The 16,245-nt window shown below is 45.2% G+C and carries 16 protein-coding genes, 4 tRNA genes and 1 pseudogene; 14 read left to right on the forward strand and 7 right to left on the reverse strand.

Annotated elements, in window-relative coordinates; genetic code table 11:
- Positions 1-91 precede the first annotated feature (91 nt).
- Together MJO57_RS15640 and MJO57_RS15645 are read right to left on the reverse strand one after the other, a co-directional pair.
- On the reverse strand, positions 92-574 hold the full coding sequence (locus MJO57_RS15640) for an IS1595 family transposase (protein WP_252026893.1): 483 nt from the start codon (positions 572-574) through the stop codon (positions 92-94).
- The gene (locus MJO57_RS15645; RefSeq protein ID WP_252018121.1) at positions 543-1,031 is read right to left on the reverse strand and encodes a transposase; all 489 of its coding nucleotides are present in this window, start codon (positions 1,029-1,031) and stop codon (positions 543-545) included. Before MJO57_RS15645 ends, MJO57_RS15640 begins: the two co-directional genes overlap by 32 nt.
- A 266-nt stretch (positions 1,032-1,297) precedes the next feature.
- Here MJO57_RS15645 and MJO57_RS15650 point away from each other — a divergent pair, with 266 nt between their 5' ends.
- The 4 genes and pseudogenes from MJO57_RS15650 to MJO57_RS15665 all read left to right on the forward strand — a co-directional run.
- Positions 1,298-2,047: an electron transfer flavoprotein subunit beta/FixA family protein gene (locus MJO57_RS15650; protein ID WP_252026688.1), complete on the forward strand. Its 750-nt coding sequence runs from the start codon at positions 1,298-1,300 to the stop codon at positions 2,045-2,047.
- Positions 2,047-2,976 carry an electron transfer flavoprotein subunit alpha/FixB family protein gene (locus MJO57_RS15655; RefSeq protein WP_252026690.1) on the forward strand — a complete coding sequence of 310 codons (930 nt, stop codon included), beginning with the start codon at positions 2,047-2,049 and terminating at the stop codon, positions 2,974-2,976. The genes MJO57_RS15650 and MJO57_RS15655 overlap by 1 nt, the downstream gene beginning before the upstream one ends.
- 178 nt (positions 2,977-3,154) lie before the next feature.
- The gene (locus tag MJO57_RS15660; protein ID WP_252026692.1) at positions 3,155-3,517 is read left to right on the forward strand and encodes a response regulator; all 363 of its coding nucleotides are present in this window, start codon (positions 3,155-3,157) and stop codon (positions 3,515-3,517) included.
- Positions 3,518-3,646: 129 nt separating this feature from the next.
- Positions 3,647-3,964 (forward strand): annotated as a pseudogene (locus tag MJO57_RS15665) (LuxR C-terminal-related transcriptional regulator); the annotation flags it as partial.
- A gap of 131 nt (positions 3,965-4,095) precedes the next feature.
- On the opposite strand, the gene MJO57_RS15670 reads toward MJO57_RS15665, so the two are convergent.
- Positions 4,096-4,863: a porin family protein gene (locus tag MJO57_RS15670; RefSeq protein WP_252026694.1), complete on the reverse strand. Its 768-nt coding sequence runs from the start codon at positions 4,861-4,863 to the stop codon at positions 4,096-4,098.
- Between the two features lie 189 nt (positions 4,864-5,052).
- Between MJO57_RS15670 and uvrC the strand changes: the two genes are divergently transcribed.
- From uvrC to MJO57_RS15700, 6 genes are all read left to right on the forward strand, one after another.
- Complete coding sequence (gene uvrC, locus MJO57_RS15675; RefSeq protein ID WP_256493306.1) at positions 5,053-6,894, forward strand: excinuclease ABC subunit UvrC; 1,842 nt, start codon at positions 5,053-5,055, stop codon at positions 6,892-6,894.
- A gap of 174 nt (positions 6,895-7,068) precedes the next feature.
- Positions 7,069-7,632 (forward strand): CDP-diacylglycerol--glycerol-3-phosphate 3-phosphatidyltransferase, encoded by a 564-nt coding sequence (pgsA, locus tag MJO57_RS15680; RefSeq protein WP_252027039.1) that lies wholly within the window; start codon positions 7,069-7,071, stop codon positions 7,630-7,632.
- Between the two features lie 108 nt (positions 7,633-7,740).
- Positions 7,741-7,816 (forward strand) — tRNA-Gly (locus MJO57_RS15685).
- Positions 7,817-7,835: 19 nt separating this feature from the next.
- A tRNA-Cys gene (locus tag MJO57_RS15690) sits at positions 7,836-7,909 on the forward strand.
- A gap of 61 nt (positions 7,910-7,970) precedes the next feature.
- A tRNA-Leu gene (locus tag MJO57_RS15695) sits at positions 7,971-8,057 on the forward strand.
- Positions 8,058-8,080: 23 nt separating this feature from the next.
- A tRNA-Cys gene (locus tag MJO57_RS15700) sits at positions 8,081-8,154 on the forward strand.
- Here MJO57_RS15700 and MJO57_RS33290 read toward each other — a convergent pair.
- The 4 genes from MJO57_RS33290 to MJO57_RS15720 form a co-directional block, all read right to left on the reverse strand.
- Entirely contained in the window at positions 8,155-9,249 is a 1,095-nt protein-coding gene (locus MJO57_RS33290; protein ID WP_371924850.1) for a protein DA1, read from the reverse strand. It lies immediately after the preceding tRNA gene.
- Between the two features lie 34 nt (positions 9,250-9,283).
- Positions 9,284-10,396, reverse strand: a complete 1,113-nt coding sequence (locus tag MJO57_RS15710) for a tyrosine-type recombinase/integrase (RefSeq protein WP_252026699.1) — start codon at positions 10,394-10,396, stop codon at positions 9,284-9,286.
- Positions 10,393-11,481 carry a DNA-binding protein gene (locus tag MJO57_RS15715; RefSeq protein ID WP_252026701.1) on the reverse strand — a complete coding sequence of 363 codons (1,089 nt, stop codon included), beginning with the start codon at positions 11,479-11,481 and terminating at the stop codon, positions 10,393-10,395. The genes MJO57_RS15710 and MJO57_RS15715 overlap by 4 nt, the downstream gene beginning before the upstream one ends.
- Before the next feature lie 365 nt (positions 11,482-11,846).
- The gene (locus tag MJO57_RS15720) at positions 11,847-12,176 is read right to left on the reverse strand and encodes a MarR family winged helix-turn-helix transcriptional regulator (RefSeq protein WP_020583484.1); all 330 of its coding nucleotides are present in this window, start codon (positions 12,174-12,176) and stop codon (positions 11,847-11,849) included.
- Between the two features lie 576 nt (positions 12,177-12,752).
- Between MJO57_RS15720 and xthA the strand changes: the two genes are divergently transcribed.
- The 4 genes from xthA (at position 12,753) to MJO57_RS15740 (ending at position 16,242) form a co-directional block, all read left to right on the forward strand.
- Positions 12,753-13,571, forward strand: coding sequence for an exodeoxyribonuclease III (xthA, locus tag MJO57_RS15725; RefSeq protein WP_252026702.1), 819 nt, complete (start codon positions 12,753-12,755; stop codon positions 13,569-13,571).
- A 96-nt stretch (positions 13,572-13,667) separates the two neighbouring features.
- Entirely contained in the window at positions 13,668-14,462 is a 795-nt protein-coding gene (locus MJO57_RS15730) for a hypothetical protein (RefSeq protein ID WP_252026704.1), read from the forward strand.
- Positions 14,423-14,863, forward strand: a complete 441-nt coding sequence (locus MJO57_RS15735) for a hypothetical protein (RefSeq protein WP_252026706.1) — start codon at positions 14,423-14,425, stop codon at positions 14,861-14,863. The genes MJO57_RS15730 and MJO57_RS15735 overlap by 40 nt, the downstream gene beginning before the upstream one ends.
- Positions 14,864-15,132: 269 nt before the next feature.
- On the forward strand, positions 15,133-16,242 hold the full coding sequence (locus MJO57_RS15740) for an efflux RND transporter periplasmic adaptor subunit (protein ID WP_252026708.1): 1,110 nt from the start codon (positions 15,133-15,135) through the stop codon (positions 16,240-16,242).
- Positions 16,243-16,245 lie beyond the last annotated feature (3 nt).

Genomic DNA, 16,245 nt, shown 5'->3' on the forward strand with positions numbered 1-16,245 from the left:
AAGCTGCACGTATATTCTTAAATTATCTTTCCCTGTGTCATGACGTACGATCAGTGGTAATCAAATCAGGCTCTTTTCCAATTCCAGACTGCTATGTAACCAGCAAGTTGACTAAGGGCTGAAGAAGACTTTTGCCTCTTCGGCCAATATTATGCAAAAACTCAAAAAAGCCAAGGTAAAGGGGTAAAGCCTCTTGGGATATTCCCCTGTGAGGCCTTAGCCACGAGCGTAGAAGTGACCAAAACCCCTCCATAGTATTAACATGCACCTCGTAAATACCGTCTTTGTCATCATCACGAGCATACTCACCTTTGCCGTGACAGACCGTTTTATGTCTGAAGCCCCAGCTTTCAAGGTCATCATAGATGTTGTATTCATCGGTATAAATCTGGCTCTGTGGGGCTACGTGTTTCTTGATAAATGGTTCGATTGTCGCCTTCTTAACGTTCGACAGCATGTTGATAATGACCTGACCTCCCCTTTGAATCATTCCCAATACCGGCGGTTTGTCTTTTTCAAGAGTCCCACGGCCCGGAGCGCCTTTAAGCCTTCTTTTTCTCGGTGGACGATCCAGATTTTTTTAATGCTTCAGGGTGTCCCTTGTGACCAGCTACAATGTAGACCTCGTCGAATTCAACTTCGCCATCAAGAATCACTTCAGGCTTTCGGTCAACAACACCATTTCGTAAGACTGTGGTCATATGGTGTGCATCACTGACACACAGATCAAGTTCCTGAGCTATCTGGCTGTTGGAGACGTTCAGCCCCATTAAATAGAGACAGGCAATCCAGACTTTGAGTGGTCGGTGGTGTCCTGCGAAAACCGTATTTGTCAGGTCATCGAAGTAGCGCTTACAGGACTTACAGTAATAGTGCTGGCACTCTACCTGCACATTGTCGTGTCCATTCTTTTTGACATTCTCAGAATCACAGTGCGGACAGAGAACAGTGCCATCTGGCCAGCGGTTCTCACGGATCATCTCAAAGCAGGTGTCATTACTGATGAGATCTGAGATTCGGCCTATATTCATGGTCAATGCTGGCGATGGCTAATTATATCCACCAAGGATAGTTCAGCAGTTCGGAATTCGAAAAGAGCCTCAAATCATTAAGCGGGACTTAAGGAAACTGGTTTAAACATACGTTTGAACCCTTATTGACGTACTGGTAGACTTCGAGTGCACAGATGTGTGAACACAGGTTGCTGAATGATAATAAAATTTGTCTGTCCGGTTGTTCGTTATCTGTTCGATAATTCAAGATCAAGCCAATAACGATAAGGGAAGGCTGCGAACTCATGAAAATATTAGTAGCCGTCAAAAGAGTCATTGACTATAACGTCAAGGTTCGGGTGAAGGCGGATAACACTGACGTCGATCTCACCAACGTCAAAATGGCAATCAATCCTTTCTGTGAAATTGCTGTTGAAGAAGCCGTAAGACTGAAAGAGAAAGGTGTTGCCACAGAAATCGTTGCGGTATCCCTTGGAGCCAAAGAGTGCCAGGAGCAGATACGGACGGCATTGGCTCTTGGTGCAGACCGTGGCATTCAGGTTCAGACTGATCAGCTACTGGGTTCCCTGGCAGTTGCCAAACTGCTTAAGGCCATTGTTGATGAAGAAAAGCCTGACCTTGTTCTTCTGGGTAAACAATCCATCGACAGTGACAATGGCCAGACCGGTCAGATGCTTGCTGCACTGGCCGGTATGTCTCAGGCAACTTATGCCTCAGAAGTCAATGTTGATGGAGACAACGTTAATGTGACCCGTGAAGTGGATGGTGGATTGCAGACATTAAGTCTGAAACTGCCCGCAGTGATCACCACGGATTTGCGTCTTAATGAGCCACGCTATGCATCGCTGCCCAATATTATGAAAGCCAAGCGTAAGCCTCTGGACGTTAAAACACCAGAAGATCTGGGCGTTACAGTGTCATCTACTTTAACCACCATCAAAGTAGAGCCACCTGCAGAACGACAGGCGGGTATCAAGGTGGCCAGCGTGGATGAGCTGGTAGAAAAATTAAAAAATGAGGCGAAGGTGATCTAATGGCCATATTAGTCGTTGCTGATCATGATAACAGCACTCTCGGAGCGGGAACTCTGAATACGGTTGCAGCGGCCACCGCAATCGGAGGAGAGATTCACCTGCTGGTAGCTGGGTCCGGGTGTAGAAAAGTTGCAGAGCAGGCCTCTACAATATCGGGTGTATCAAAAGTATTGCTGGCCGAGAATGTGGCACTGGAAAACCGACTTGCAGAAAATGTAAGCCTGCTGGTTGCTGAACTGGGCAAGGATTATTCTCACATACTGGCATCGACCTCAACAGATGCCAGAAATATGATGCCACGAGTAGCAGCGCTACTGGATGTTGATCAGATATCGGACATCATCCGTGTGGAAAGTGAAGATACTTATGCGCGGCCGATCTATGCCGGCAATGCTATCGCAACGGTTCAGTCCAGCGCAGCAATTAAGGTGATTACCGTTCGAGGCACTGGTTTCGACCCGGTTTCTGCAGAAGGTGGATCTGCAAGTGTAGAAACCGTTGCCAGCAGCCATGATGCCGGAATATCCAGCTTTGTCAGTGAGGAGCTGGCTAAGTCTGACCGTCCTGAACTGGCTGCTGCGGACATTATTGTGTCCGGTGGTCGAGGCATGGGTAATGGAGAAAATTTTGAGTTACTTTACAAAGTAGCCGATAAGCTTGGCGCAGCAGTCGGCGCATCGCGTGCTGCGGTTGATGCAGGCTATGTGCCCAACGACATGCAGGTGGGACAAACCGGCAAGATTGTTGCTCCTAACCTGTATGTTGCCGTTGGCATCTCAGGAGCCATTCAGCATCTGGCTGGAATGAAGGACAGTAAAGTGATTGTTGCTATCAACAAAGATGAAGAAGCGCCTATATTTCAGGTTGCAGACTATGGTTTAGTAGCTGACCTGTTTGAAACTATTCCGGAACTTGAAGGAAAGCTCTAATAAGAAAAGACATATGTCTTTTAATAAAATACCACTTTCATTGAAAGTGGTATTTTTATTAAATAATTAGAGTTTTTCTATCAGTCTTTTGTCTTTTTTTCTTTGGGGGTTTTAAGACTCATCAACTCTGTGCATAATCGATCACAGTAAAACTATAAGAAACGTACCGGAGTAAATTGTGATAAGAGTTCTGGTGGCGGATGATCATGATTTAGTGAGAGCTGGAATCTCACGCATGCTAGCCGACGTTGATGGCGTTGAAATTATTGCCCAGGCTGTCAGTGGTGAAGAGGCCATTAGTCTATATCGGGAATTCACTCCGGATGTTACTTTAATGGATATTAGAATGCCCGGAATTGGCGGGCTCGAAGCAACCAGGAAAATCTGCCAGATCAACCCTCATGCCAAAGTTATTGCCGTAACTGTCTGTATGGATGACCCATTTCCCGCCAAGCTGCTTGAAGCCGGTGCTTCAGGATATGTCACTAAAAGTTCAGGCTCTTGTAGGATTTCAGACTGCTACTGGGTTGAACATTGCTGAAGCCCTTTATCTACAAAGGTTGTCAGCATATTGTCCGGTAATGTTGCTCAATCCTTGTTTTTCGTGACCTACAGTCAGTTTTCACTGTAGAGCAGTTCGTAATCAAAATAGAGCCAAAGTTCAAATATTACTGACATGGTGACAGCAATTCGCACGGTCTTTGCTGGAAAGAAATATATCTCCCCTGAAATTGCTCAGCAGATGGCTTTGAAAGCTATTGAGCCTGATGGCACTTCTCCTTTCAGTCAGCTTTCGCACCGTGAAATGCAGATTGCTCTGATGATCGTCAATTGTGAGAAGGTTCAGACAATATCTGACAAACTCTGTCTAAGCCCGAAAACAGTCAACAGCTACCGTTACCGGATGTTTGAAAAGCTTAGTATCGCCAGTGATGTAGAGCTGACACACCTGGCTATTCGTCACGACCTGGTTGATAGCATATTGTGAAGATATCTTTAGTAGTCTCGCGCTGATTTTCTCATTAGTTATCTGACAGATGACTGGATTGAAAGCTTCGTGGGGGCAGCTGAGCGTTGTCAGCTGCGTAATTTCAGTTACTATTTCCTTGCAGGACAAGATTAAAAAAATACAACCGCACCAAAATCGACAAGTCGGCCTCCTTCTTTTTTGTCCCGATAGCCAGCTTCAATACTCACTGTTGAGTTGATACGGTAACTGACCCTGGGCTCAACATACCATGCATCGTTACTCCATTTTCCGCCCTCATCCGGATCATTATGATTAGTGGTGGTGAGGCCTTTGCCAAATTTGAAGTCAAGTGCCAGTTTGTTTATCGGGGTCAATGTCAGATATATTGCCGCTTCAGAACCCAGATCTTCATGTTCGGGCTTTTCAAATTCAATCAAGGCACGGGCTTGCAGGTAGCTGTTGATATCGTAACGTACGCGGGGCGTCAGGCGAATTGAACGTTGACTTTCTTTCTCTGTGGCTCCTTCGTTCTCAGAGAAGGAGCTTTGCCGATAGTTGTACACTGCCTTTAATTCGTAGAACAGTTGATCGTTGAGTGGCAATCCATAGGTTATACCGATATCAACAATTTTCAGTTTACTGTCGCTGGTTTGACCATCTTCCACTGCGTCGCCACTGCCAAAACTATAACGGGCGACTATTCCCAACCTATCACTCATGGCATAGCGTCCATCAATTTCAACTCCCTGAACTTCTTCAGCGGGAGGAGATGTTTCAGAAATTCGGTTTATCCGTAAAAAATGAGGTGTTTTATCAATATCGGTGTTGTAAGTCCACATGACATCGGCAGCCGATAGGCAAGGGATTAGAGGGAGTGTGAAGGCTACAAAATACGTGCCTGCTGTTTTGGATAACATCCTGTTGTCCTGTAGTTATATTTTGTCTTAGTTATATTTTGCCTTAACAGTTACCTTGATTTTGGAGTTTAAGTCAATAGCCAGCAATGCTTGATATCAATAAGCTAATGGTAAGAGGCTCTTGTTCGTTTCTGCTGTCCCTGAAGATATAATTAGTGGATGGCTTGATAAACGTGTGTTTGGTGTTTCATGACAGGCAGTGTAGAAAGCAAAAAGTTTGATCACAAATCGTTTCTGGAACAGGTGTCGAGCCGTCCGGGCGTCTACGATATGCGTGATCAGAGCGGCAAGACACTCTATATAGGTAAAGCTAAAAATCTAAAAAATCGCCTCTCCAGCTACTTCAGAGCAACGGGACTTACCACCAAAACCATGGCTTTGGTGAGCAAGATTGCGGATATTCAACTGACGATTACCCATACTGAAACTGAGGCGCTTCTGCTTGAGCAAAACCTGATAAAAGACAGAAAGCCGCCTTACAACATATTGTTGAGAGACGATAAGTCATACCCCTATATTTATATTTCTGATGATGATTTTCCCAGAATGGACTCATGTCGCGGACGTAAGCGGCAAAAAGGCCAATATTATGGGCCTTACCCCAGTGGCGCAGCAGTCCGTGAAAGTCTTCATCTGCTTCAGAAGATTTTCAAAATACGTCAGTGTACTGACACCTATTTCAAGAATAGAACCAGGCCCTGCCTGCAATATCAAATCAACCGTTGCAAGGCCCCTTGTGTTGGCCTGGTCTCAAAAGAAGAATACCAGCAGGATGTTGACGATGCCCGGCAATTCCTTGATGGAAAGGACCAGCAGTTACTCCGGTCACTGATAAAACGTATGGAAGTTGCTGCAGAATTACTGGATTTTGAAGAGGCGGCTACAACACGGGATAAAATCAATCATCTAAGGGCGGTTCAGGAACAACAGGCGGTGACCAAATCGGCTGGTGATATCGATGTGATTGGGTTTGCTCAAGTGGGGGGTAATACCTGTTTTGACGTTCTCTTTGTCCGCTCTGGCAGGGTGCTTGGCCATAAGTATTACTTTCCTGACTTTAAACTGGAAGCTGAACGGTCTGACTATCTGGAAGATTTTATGGCCCAGTTTTATGTAAGGTTGTTTGCCTGTCGTGACCTTCCCGAGGAGATCGTGGTTCCGTTTGAGCTAACCGGCCCAGAGACTATTGAAGAAGCGATCAAGGCTGTTTCTGGTAAGAGAATCAAAATCAAGAGCAAAGTTCGCTCTGAACGGTTCGATTGGTTAAGTCTGGCCAATAAAAATGCGCTGCAAAATCTTGAAAGCCATCTGGCAAGCAAGAGCCATCTAAATCAGCGATACATGCAACTTAAGGATTTGCTTGGCATTGCGAACCCCATTCTGCGTATGGAATGTTTCGACATCAGTCATACCATGGGGGAAGCAACCGTCGCATCCTGTGTGGTATTTGGTCCCGATGGACCGGTTTTCAGTGAATACCGACGTTACAATATCACAGGTATAGAGCTTGGTGATGATTATGCCGCCATGGCCCTTGCTCTTGAAAAGCGCTACCAGAAACTTGCTGAGGCCAGTGAAGGGGAGGGGGCAAGGCCGGATCTTATCATCATTGATGGGGGTAAGGGGCAGCTGGGCAAGGCTGGCGAGGTAATGACAAAGCTTCGCCTGCAGATTCCCTTGCTTGGCGTCGCTAAGGGCGTCACTCGAAAGCCGGGGCTTGAAACACTGATTTACCGTGATCAGGAAATCAACCCGGAAGGGGCTGAGGCTGCATTGCTGTTGATACAGCAGATCAGGGATGAAGCGCACCGATTTGCGATCACGGGTCATCGACAGCGCAGGCAAAAGGCAAGGAAACGTTCTGTGCTGGAAGATATTCCGGGTATTGGCAGCAAAAGGCGATCTGCACTGTTGAAGTTCTTTGGTGGACGCGAAGGAGTGAGTAATGCAACTATTGAAGAGTTAAAAAAAGTTGAAGGCATCAGCCTGAGGCTGGCGCAACAAATACATGAATATTTGCATAATGACTAGCGCCTGTGGGCAGTACTGTGTAACGTATGCCCGGAGAATTCCCTGCTTTGATTTCTGGCTCTATATGAACATCCGGAAACCGCAAGGCGATACTTCAGACCGTACCAAAAACGTCCCAAGGCTGCCAGCTGAATGCTCCTTAGCCTTGCAGCACAAGGGCTTAATCAAGTAGTTATGAACGTCCCGAATTTTCTAACACTAACACGAATTGTTCTGCTTCCATTTTTCATTATTATTTTTTATCTCCCATTTGGGTGGAGTTATCTTGCCTGTGCAGGGATATTTGCCTTCGCCGCAGCAACGGACTGGTTCGACGGGTATCTTGCGCGTCGACTCAACCAAACAACCCCTTTCGGTGCATTCTTTGATCCGGTTGCCGACAAAATAATGGTTGCGACCGCACTGTGCCTGCTGATTGATGAATTTCGTGCCTTCTGGGTGACGGTGCCAGCTCTGATCATTATTGGACGAGAGATCGTGATCTCTGCCCTGAGAGAGTGGATGGCCGAACTCGGTAAGCGGACTAGTGTTGCTGTTAGCATGATCGGCAAGGCGAAAACCATGGCTCAAATGACAGCCATTACCTTATTACTATTATCACCAGTACCCATTGATTCCTGGATTGGTTTTCTTGGAATTCTTTTGCTGTATCTTTCTGCAATTCTGACACTATGGTCTATGTATATTTATCTGCAGGCAGCCTGGCCAGATCTTTCTCCCTTCAACAAGCCTGACTGATGTGACGGAAAGCGGTTGACATCAAAGCAAAAAAATCTACAATACGCTCCGTGTTCGGGTGATGTCAGAAGTAATCCAGAGTCATCCGGCACTGTTTTTATAAAGTGTGCGGGAATAGCTCAGTTGGTAGAGCGCAACCTTGCCAAGGTTGAGGTCGCGAGTTCGAACCTCGTTTCCCGCTCCAAGTTTATTCTTTTAAGAATGGCGAGTTAGCAAAGCGGTTATGCAGTGGACTGCAACTCCATTTAGACCGGTTCGACTCCGGTACTCGCCTCCATAATAAAATTGCAGGCTTAAGCCTGTTTTTTTATGTATTTACTCTGTACTATTTAAAAGCTGCCCGAGTGGTGAAATTGGTAGACACAAGGGACTTAAAATCCCTCGATCGCAAGATCGTGCCGGTTCGAGTCCGGCCTCGGGCACCATTCAGTTTGCTTCTTCTAATAAGGGCGAGTTAGCAAAGCGGTTATGCAGTGGACTGCAACTCCATTTAGACCGGTTCGACTCCGGTACTCGCCTCCATTAAAAAAAGAAAGAACTCCAGCGACCAGGGAATTTTTTTTTATCTTTGATGAACTCCAGAAGTGAGGCTAGAGGCATATGTTTCAATGACTCTCTGGCTTCCTGAAATCCATCACCATAAATCGGGTCCGTACTAAGCTCTATTTGCTTTCTTCGAAATTCAGCATCTTTGGTATTAAGATTTTTCAGCCAGATATACTCCATTAATACGCACATACCTTCCTCTATTTTTAATGGCAGGTTTTCATAATAATTATAAAAAAACCAGGCATGGGTGAGTTCATGAATCATTACCGTTCGGAAATGTTCTTCCGGCAGGTTTATCTGGATTAATATGCAATCAAAATTTCTGGCTAATATTCGTCCTTTATGGTGAGTCGTCGTGGTACGAGTCACGCCTAGAATGGGATGGTTTTCGTGAAAGTCGTGATGGCTGGCGTCATTTAGCTCATCACGCCCACAGAGTTTGATAGGTGTCTGCGTCGAGTTCAGTCTGAGCCCAACCGATGCCAGAGCTGATCGCATTTCAACAGCAATGCTGTCGGCGCGTTCCTGAGTGGAAACGCCGTTAAGGCTGCACCTGTTACAGATAACAACCCCGTCCGGATACTGCATGCCACCATTGGTAAGATGTTCACAAACAAGTCGGCTGCAGCTGGAGCATTCCGGATGACCATCATGATTATTGCAAAAAGAATTCCCCCAAAAGTCCACAAAGTAATTTTGAGTCAGAGGATTTCGACAGACTGAGCAGAGTGGGGCGGTCTGTTTTTGTGCACAAACCGGATGCCATGGCATTTTATCCAGTTCGACATAGTTACCCTTGACGGGCTTTCTGCAACTTGGACACCTCAGGCAGTCAGGATGGAAGGCCTGGTTCCTGAATACAACAAAAGCCTTTCCACCCAATGGTTTCTTGCAGCTACGGCACTTGAAGCACCCCGGATGCCACCGCGCGCCCATTGCCTTAACCCATTGGCCTTTAAGTGGTTTTTTACAGCCCTGGCAATAGTTCATGACCTTCCCTGATGCATAAGTAATCAGACCCCAGACCATTAATGGAAGAATTCCTCCCCTATTAACCGTAACAACCATTTCTCATAGTGATATGGTCTTCTTTTCCTGTTAATCAGATATGATGATCGGCAGCCATCTTTTTTAGTCTACTTGCTTCTGCATGGTAGTATTGGCTTGTGGTATTGATTGAATCATGACCTGCAAATATAGCAAGATCTTCGATGTCCATTTTTCGAGACAGATGTGTCAGCGCCGTATGGCGCAGTGTATGGAACGGTAATCCCTGTAACCGCCCCCTGATATCTGGTGAGGCTTTGCGCTGGCAATCATCCATGAATGATTGCCACCAATACCGAAGCCCTCTGGCTGAAAGCGAAGCGATCAGGCCATTGTTTTTGCGCGTCTTCGGTGCCAAGGGAAAGTTGTCTCCGTGAAGACCTGAGAATCCATTCATGTACCTGTATTCAATGATTTGCTGTTGAAGCGCTTCATTTATAGGTACCTGCCTTCTTTTTCTGCCTTTACCCAAAATACTGAGATAAAAACCACGGTCATTATCGGGATGTATGTCTGAGCAAGTGTGTCCTGTCAGTTCAGATTCCCGTAACGCCAAGCCGTAGCTTAAGGAAAGGATAAGGCGGGTACGAGCTGATTCGAGCCGCTCTCTTTCAGTGCTCATTGGTAGACTTGCCAGGCACTCTTTAATAAATTGCCACTCATTATCATAAAAATACCGGATAACAGTACTGCCACGAGCTACCTTTTCTCCCGACCGAATGAGTGATGCAGCCGGATTTCCCGAGGTATAACGGTTTTTCTCAAGAAAAGAGAAAAAAGAGGACAGCACATCAATAACCTGATCGGTACTTTTGCCTGATTTAATGTGAGATTTAAACATAATCCTATCGGGCTGACCGGGAAGGACTCCGGGCATTAGCCAGCGCTGAGGTAGATTTTGTATGAAATTCACATAGGCTTGCAGGTGTTTAAGACGGACATCTTTATACCCAACCCTCAATTCAATGTATAAAAAGGCAGTCAGTCGGGTTATTTCTCTTTCATAACGGCGCAGGGTCTCTTCTGAACGGGCGCCAGACTTATTAAGAAAAAGCGTCATTGCTTCACCGTCGCTTCTCGCTCCCATCATGTTATCGTTTTCATGATGATGAGCAGGCAGGGCAGGGCAGGTATTCAGAAAAATGGCAGGGTTGGTCGGCTGGCTCACTGTTCCACCTCAGAAGAATCCGTTTTTTTAGACAGTGCTTTTTCAAAAGCCTCGGCAATACCGCGAGTTCTTTCAAGTTCAAGGCGAAGCGTGGTGATTTCATCGAGCCGCTCTTCCGCTACCAGTAGACGGCTTTCCAGCTTTTTTTTATCTGATATCGCGGCCCTGTATTGTTCCTGCACCAGGTGAGACTCTCTGGACCCAGCAAGTAGAGTGCGCACTGAGCCTAATACATTGCTCTGATCGCAGTCCAGCAGCACCATTAACTGATGGGCAAGTTGAACAACACTCTCTGCTTTACCTTTCTCCAAAGACAGGCCATTTCTTTCCTCACAAACCTGAATATATGCTCTGGACTTGCTGTCCAGTCGGCTTTGCAGCTCCAGATTATTTCTTTTCGACTCCTGCTGCTCTTGCTGCAGATTACTGATCTTCTTTTCCAGTGCCTGTTTTAGCCTTCGTTCATCATCAACTACGCCGATCCAGTGATTGAGCTGCTCCTGGCTTCTCTGGTCCATCTGTTTTTCAAGATGGTTTATAGCCTGAAGATGATTGGCTTTTTGTTCAGCGGCAGCCGTGTGTAGCTGCTCAGTTTGTCGCTGTTCTGATTTCAGGCGTGACTCCAGCTCCCTCAAGTTCTCATTGTTTTGTTCCAGCGTAAGCTTTGTTGCATCAAGCTCTGCGCTGAGCCGTTGCATCTGACCCTGCAGCTCAGAGTTGCTTCGGGCCAGTTGATCATTTTTATCTAAAAGCTGACTCAGGCTTTCCTTTAGCTCATCGATCTCCTGGTTTGCAGATTCTTCAAAAGTCCGCTGTTCTTCTGATAATTGATGCTTCCACTGCGCAATCCCTCTTTTCATGCCTCTGACCAGATCATCCGGCAATTCAAGCTCCTCAGCTTCACCAAGAGCGCCTAAATATCGCCATTCATTGTAATAGGGCAGTATGGTCTGCTTCCCCATTTTCCCTAACCTGGCGACCTTGTCAGCATTAATTCTCTCTCCTTTCTCTTTCAAGTCATCAAGAATACTGAAAACGTGCTGCCTTCTTAGTTTGTCCTGCTCTGAATCCTTCATTTTCTGCATATCCTAACTATCGATAGAACTGATAATACCAGTATTATAATACTGGTATTATCAGTTTATCCAGACAAAGCTTTACTGCCGGTAACTGAACTTACCGGCAGTAAAATGAAAAATCTAAAAAAATCTGTCAAAATGAAGGGATGAAAGCATGAAGAAAGGCTGTAGGGAGGGAGAGAAGCTGTTAAGCGGGGGAGTAGAAACCAAGAGTAAGAAAATGCTCCGCTTAACCAGCATCTCTTGGACCATGCCTGTAGAGTTCAGCGTGGATACAGCGAGGATAAGAATATGGGAGAGAACAAGGGCCCTGAAGAGTAACTTCTATAACACTCCCACAATTCTGTAGAGCCCCTGTAATAATGGCTTGCTCATTTCAGGTAGCGAGCTTTCTGCTTAATCTTTTCAACCAGCTTTTTACCTTTTGCTGTCAATGTCAGCTTGAAATAGCGGCCATCATCTTCATGCTGGACCTTTTTAATCAGCCCCAGTCCGGGCCTGTCGTGACGCCCTTCACCAAGACGTTTAACGCTGACAGCGATATCACTTGGAGTGCCACAGGTGAGCTTTTCCGCATTTACAAGATCAGTAATGGTTTCCCCGGGGTTTTCTGCAACAACGAGGAGAATTTGCCACTGGATAACCGTCAGTGGTTGTTCCTGCATCAACTGGGTTAATTTGATAAGACCTTTTAAAGTCATTGGCAGTTACCTTTCTCTAGTTAGTTATGAGGTTTGTTGTGGACTAGTAGCGTCGTTTAATTTCCATGCTATTAGGCTTAAGCCTAGTCTGTACAACCGTTACGGCGACTGCTATACCAGAATAAATGTTAGACAGTTTTCTACTGTTATAGCAAGTTTCCGTTTACAGTCGTTAAATATTTCGGCAGCGGGTAACAAAACTGTTACGTTAGGAAACAAGCATTCAAATGGAGTTCCGTCCAGTAATAGAGTATCCAGATTACCATATAGCCCGCCATTTATTACGACTGAAGGCGGATAGAGCATGATGACGTCTAATAAGTAGATTTCTCTAATATTAGTAAAGTGTTTGACAACTAATTTTTGAAAAAATTCTCTAAAAAAAGACATTACGCATATATTGTCGTGAATAAGGCCCTCGACGGGTATTTTTTTTCTGGATGTCGGGGTTGATATCGGCCCTATTTGTATTCGCATAATATATATTATGTTAAATAGATAACATCTTGGGATGTCACAAAAATACCAAAACCAATATAATGAACAACCTAACTAACCTGATATTATGATAAAACGATGAAAATAGTCAGCTTTAATGTGAACGGGTTGAGGGCGCGCTTACATCAACTGTCGCAAGTAATTGATTACTATAGTCCTGATTTAATAGGCCTTCAGGAGATCAAAGTATCTGATGAGCAATTCCCGGTTAAAGCTATCGAAAGCATGGGCTACAACGTCTTGTTTCATGGTCAGAAAACCCATTATGGAGTTGCATTACTCAGTAAGACTCCGGCATTGAATGTACAAAAAGGATTCCCGGCAGCCCCTTCTGAAGCCCAGCGTCGGCTGATTATCGGAGACTACGAACTGAATGGGCATATGTTACGGGTGATTAATGGGTATTTTCCCCAAGGAGAAAATCGCAGCCACCTAACCAAATTCGCAGACAAAGAGAAGTTTTACAATGATCTACAGCGTTATCTGCATAACTCATGTTCCCCTCTCTCCAATATTTTAGTTATTGGTGACTTTAATATCTCTCATACAGACCTGGATATTGGCATTGGCCCTGATAATGCCAGACGATGGCTCAGAACCGGTAAATGCAGTTTTTTACCGGAAGAACGGGTGTGGTTTGATCGGCTGCTTGATTGGGGCCTAACGGATTGTTTTAGAGTCCTATACCCTACTGAAGACAGGCGGTTTAGCTGGTTTGATTACCGCAGTCGTGGTTTTGAGAGTGATCCAAAAAGGGGGTTGAGAATAGATGGTGTTTTAGCAACGGCCCCATTAATGCAAGCATGCCATTCTGTAACGATTGATTATGATATCAGAGCAATGGAGAAACCCTCTGATCATGCGCCTGTTATCGCAGAGTTTTCACTGGACAAATAAATACCATTTTTATCATTTGATAATCATTCGCATTTGTAACATTCGAAAGGCGGTCTATTATAAGGCCAATCAATAACAAATGATTGGGATATAAATATGGCCGCTTTTCAAAAAAGTAGAATGCTATTGATGTTACTCGCTATCTCTCTACCAGGCAGTTTACTGGCGGGGTTAGAAAATAGCGTTGAAAATCATGAGATTTCCTTAAACTACCTGAACAAAGAAATAACCAAAGCTGTGATTAGCGTTTTCTGCTTCGAACAAAGCAATAGTTGTCAATCAACATTGGAATTTGAACAGGATGGCGATTACCAATCCGTTGTTACACCGGCTTCGTTAAGAGGTATGAAGTTCCAGGGGCACTTTCAAAGAGATCTAAATAACTTGTCAGAGTTTGGTGCAGTAGCCATAAAAAAAGACAGTAGGGAAACCAAAATTCCATTAAGTATTGATTATGATAAGCTGTCACTTGGTGATTACGATAATCCGATCACAAGAGCTGTGATTGCCCAGCTACACCCTTCTCTCATTTATCATGCCTCAACAGAGCTGGAACAGATTACCAAAATTTCTGACTATCTGATCGGTGAAACTAAAAACTCTGAGACACTTCATTTATTTAAGCCAGAACGGCACAAACTGTCTGATAAGGACTTCAAGAAGTTAGTAAGCTCTATCAATGCTGAGTTCATGACGCTTGATATTGGTGAGAGCTATTCGATGGTTATTGTTTTCAATCATAAGAAGATACCAGAATCTATCCATGTACTTGATCGCTGGAAACTCTACAGAGATCCGATCTTTAAAACCATTATTGGCTACGGTGATTTAGTTGGTCTGGTTTACATGGAATGGACTTTATTAAACACACTGGATCAATCGTTGGTTTAGGAGCACATAGTCATAGTCACACTCACGGATCAGTAACTACTGGTTCTTCTTCAGTATTTAACAAGCTGACCAGCCTTATTGGGGCCGGCTTTCATATTGCGGAGATTGTTGATCACACAAACGGTGTTGGCGAGTTTATTAATGGTGGTCAGAAGCATTATCACGATCATGACCATGGCATATGGGAAGATATTTTTGGCGTCATGCATTTAGGACATACTTTGTTTGAAATGGCAATGGAGCCCTCTCTGCCGCATGGCATTCAAACTGTTTTAACCTTTGCCAGCTTTGGCTATCACCATGTACCGCATCACTATTACGAATACTCAATGTCAGATGTGCTTCGTCCAGTGATCAGCTCGGGTCTTCAATCTTCCCTTGAGGCTAGCAGTCTCAACTAGCTAGTTTATTGGAATTCCCTTGAACTCTGTTAATATTTGCACAGAGTTGCTGATTTCTTTCATCTTCTTCATAAACCATAAGAAACTGGTCGCATTTCCAAGGAGATATTGCGAGAATTGCACAACTTAAGGATATTAATATGCGTCCGGTGTTGTATTTTTATATAAACGCTTCAGTTACTCACCGTGCAGACGCTAAAAAACGAACACGCGTCAGGGCAATGACGGCCAAATCAAAAATAAGAATATGAAACCGGGGTAATGCAAGAGTGCAAAAGTTAGTCAATGTAAACGGCTCATGGTTAGTCGCCGGTGTGATTGCGGCTGGCATCGGTATCTACCTGCTGACGGCTGATGTCGTTAATATCAACGACACTGAAAAAGTTGCCCCTCCTGCTCAGGATAGCCGTGAGGATGCGGTGGTTCCCGTTGTCCAGGCCTCTCACTTTGAGCAAATAGCGGTAAAACGCACGCTCACACTCTATGGCACAACGGAAACTGACCGGACTGTAACCGTCAGTGCCGAGCTGGCAGCTCAAGTCATTAATATCAGTGCTGAACGTGGTCAACTGCTCGCTGCGGGAAATGAAATTATCCAACTGCGCGAAGGCAGTCTGAAAGCTCAATTGAAATCTGCTGAAACACGGGTCAGACAAGCTGAACAGGATTACCAGTCCGCCCTTTCATTACAAAAGAAAAAACACATCGCCGATAATCAGATTACTCAGCTAGAGGCCTCTCTGGCTGAGGCACTGTCGCAGAAAAAGCAACTTCAGACCCAATGGGAAAACACCCTGATTAAGGCCCCTGTTTCCGGCATTCTTAACAAGCGCTATGTGGAAGTGGGTGACTTTATTGATAAAGGCAAACCTGTGGCTGAAATTCTCGACCTTGATCCACTGGTGGTTCATGTAGATGTTCCCCAGAATCATATTAATCACTTTGCGTCCGGCCAGAGTGCTGTTGTTCGATTTCTCGGTGGAGCAACCAGCAAAGCCACGATTCGCTTTATTGATCGACAGGCTGATGCATCGACCCGAACATTTTCAGTTGAGTTAACTATCCCGAATCCCGACATGAAAATTCCCGCCGGCCTCAGTGTTGAGGCCGATCTGTTGATGGAAGAAGTCATGGCACTTGAAATAAGTCCTGCCTGGCTTGCGTTGAGTGAGGCTGGTGAACCCGGTATCAAATGGGTAACGTCGGGCAATCGGGTTCAATTCACCCCGGTGAATGTGGTCAAGTCTGAGAGTAACCGTCTTTGGGTAACTGGCATACCCGAACAGGCCAGAGTCATAACTCGAGGTCAGGGCTTCGTTCGATCCGGTGATCAGGTTGATGTCATCAACCCTGATGCTTCTTTGGTTGCCGGGGAGTAATGG

Origin of the sequence: Endozoicomonas sp. SCSIO W0465 (assembly GCF_023716865.1) — a bacterium.
GTDB lineage: Bacteria > Pseudomonadota > Gammaproteobacteria > Pseudomonadales > Endozoicomonadaceae > Endozoicomonas.

Coding starts and splice junctions, on each gene's coding strand:
- MJO57_RS15645 (WP_252018121.1), bottom strand. CDS start 1,031: ATGAATATAGGCCGAATCTCAGATCTCATCAGTAATGACACCTGCTTT.
- MJO57_RS15735 (WP_252026706.1), top strand. CDS start 14,423: ATGGACTTTATTAAACACACTGGATCAATCGTTGGTTTAGGAGCACAT.
- MJO57_RS15655 (WP_252026690.1), top strand. CDS start 2,047: ATGGCCATATTAGTCGTTGCTGATCATGATAACAGCACTCTCGGAGCG.
- MJO57_RS15650 (WP_252026688.1), top strand. CDS start 1,298: ATGAAAATATTAGTAGCCGTCAAAAGAGTCATTGACTATAACGTCAAG.
- uvrC (WP_256493306.1), top strand. CDS start 5,053: ATGACAGGCAGTGTAGAAAGCAAAAAGTTTGATCACAAATCGTTTCTG.
- MJO57_RS15670 (WP_252026694.1), bottom strand. CDS start 4,863: ATGTTATCCAAAACAGCAGGCACGTATTTTGTAGCCTTCACACTCCCT.
- MJO57_RS33290 (WP_371924850.1), bottom strand. CDS start 9,249: ATGGTTGTTACGGTTAATAGGGGAGGAATTCTTCCATTAATGGTCTGG.
- MJO57_RS15715 (WP_252026701.1), bottom strand. CDS start 11,481: ATGCAGAAAATGAAGGATTCAGAGCAGGACAAACTAAGAAGGCAGCAC.
- pgsA (WP_252027039.1), top strand. CDS start 7,069: ATGAACGTCCCGAATTTTCTAACACTAACACGAATTGTTCTGCTTCCA.
- MJO57_RS15730 (WP_252026704.1), top strand. CDS start 13,668: ATGGCCGCTTTTCAAAAAAGTAGAATGCTATTGATGTTACTCGCTATC.
- xthA (WP_252026702.1), top strand. CDS start 12,753: ATGAAAATAGTCAGCTTTAATGTGAACGGGTTGAGGGCGCGCTTACAT.
- MJO57_RS15720 (WP_020583484.1), bottom strand. CDS start 12,176: ATGACTTTAAAAGGTCTTATCAAATTAACCCAGTTGATGCAGGAACAA.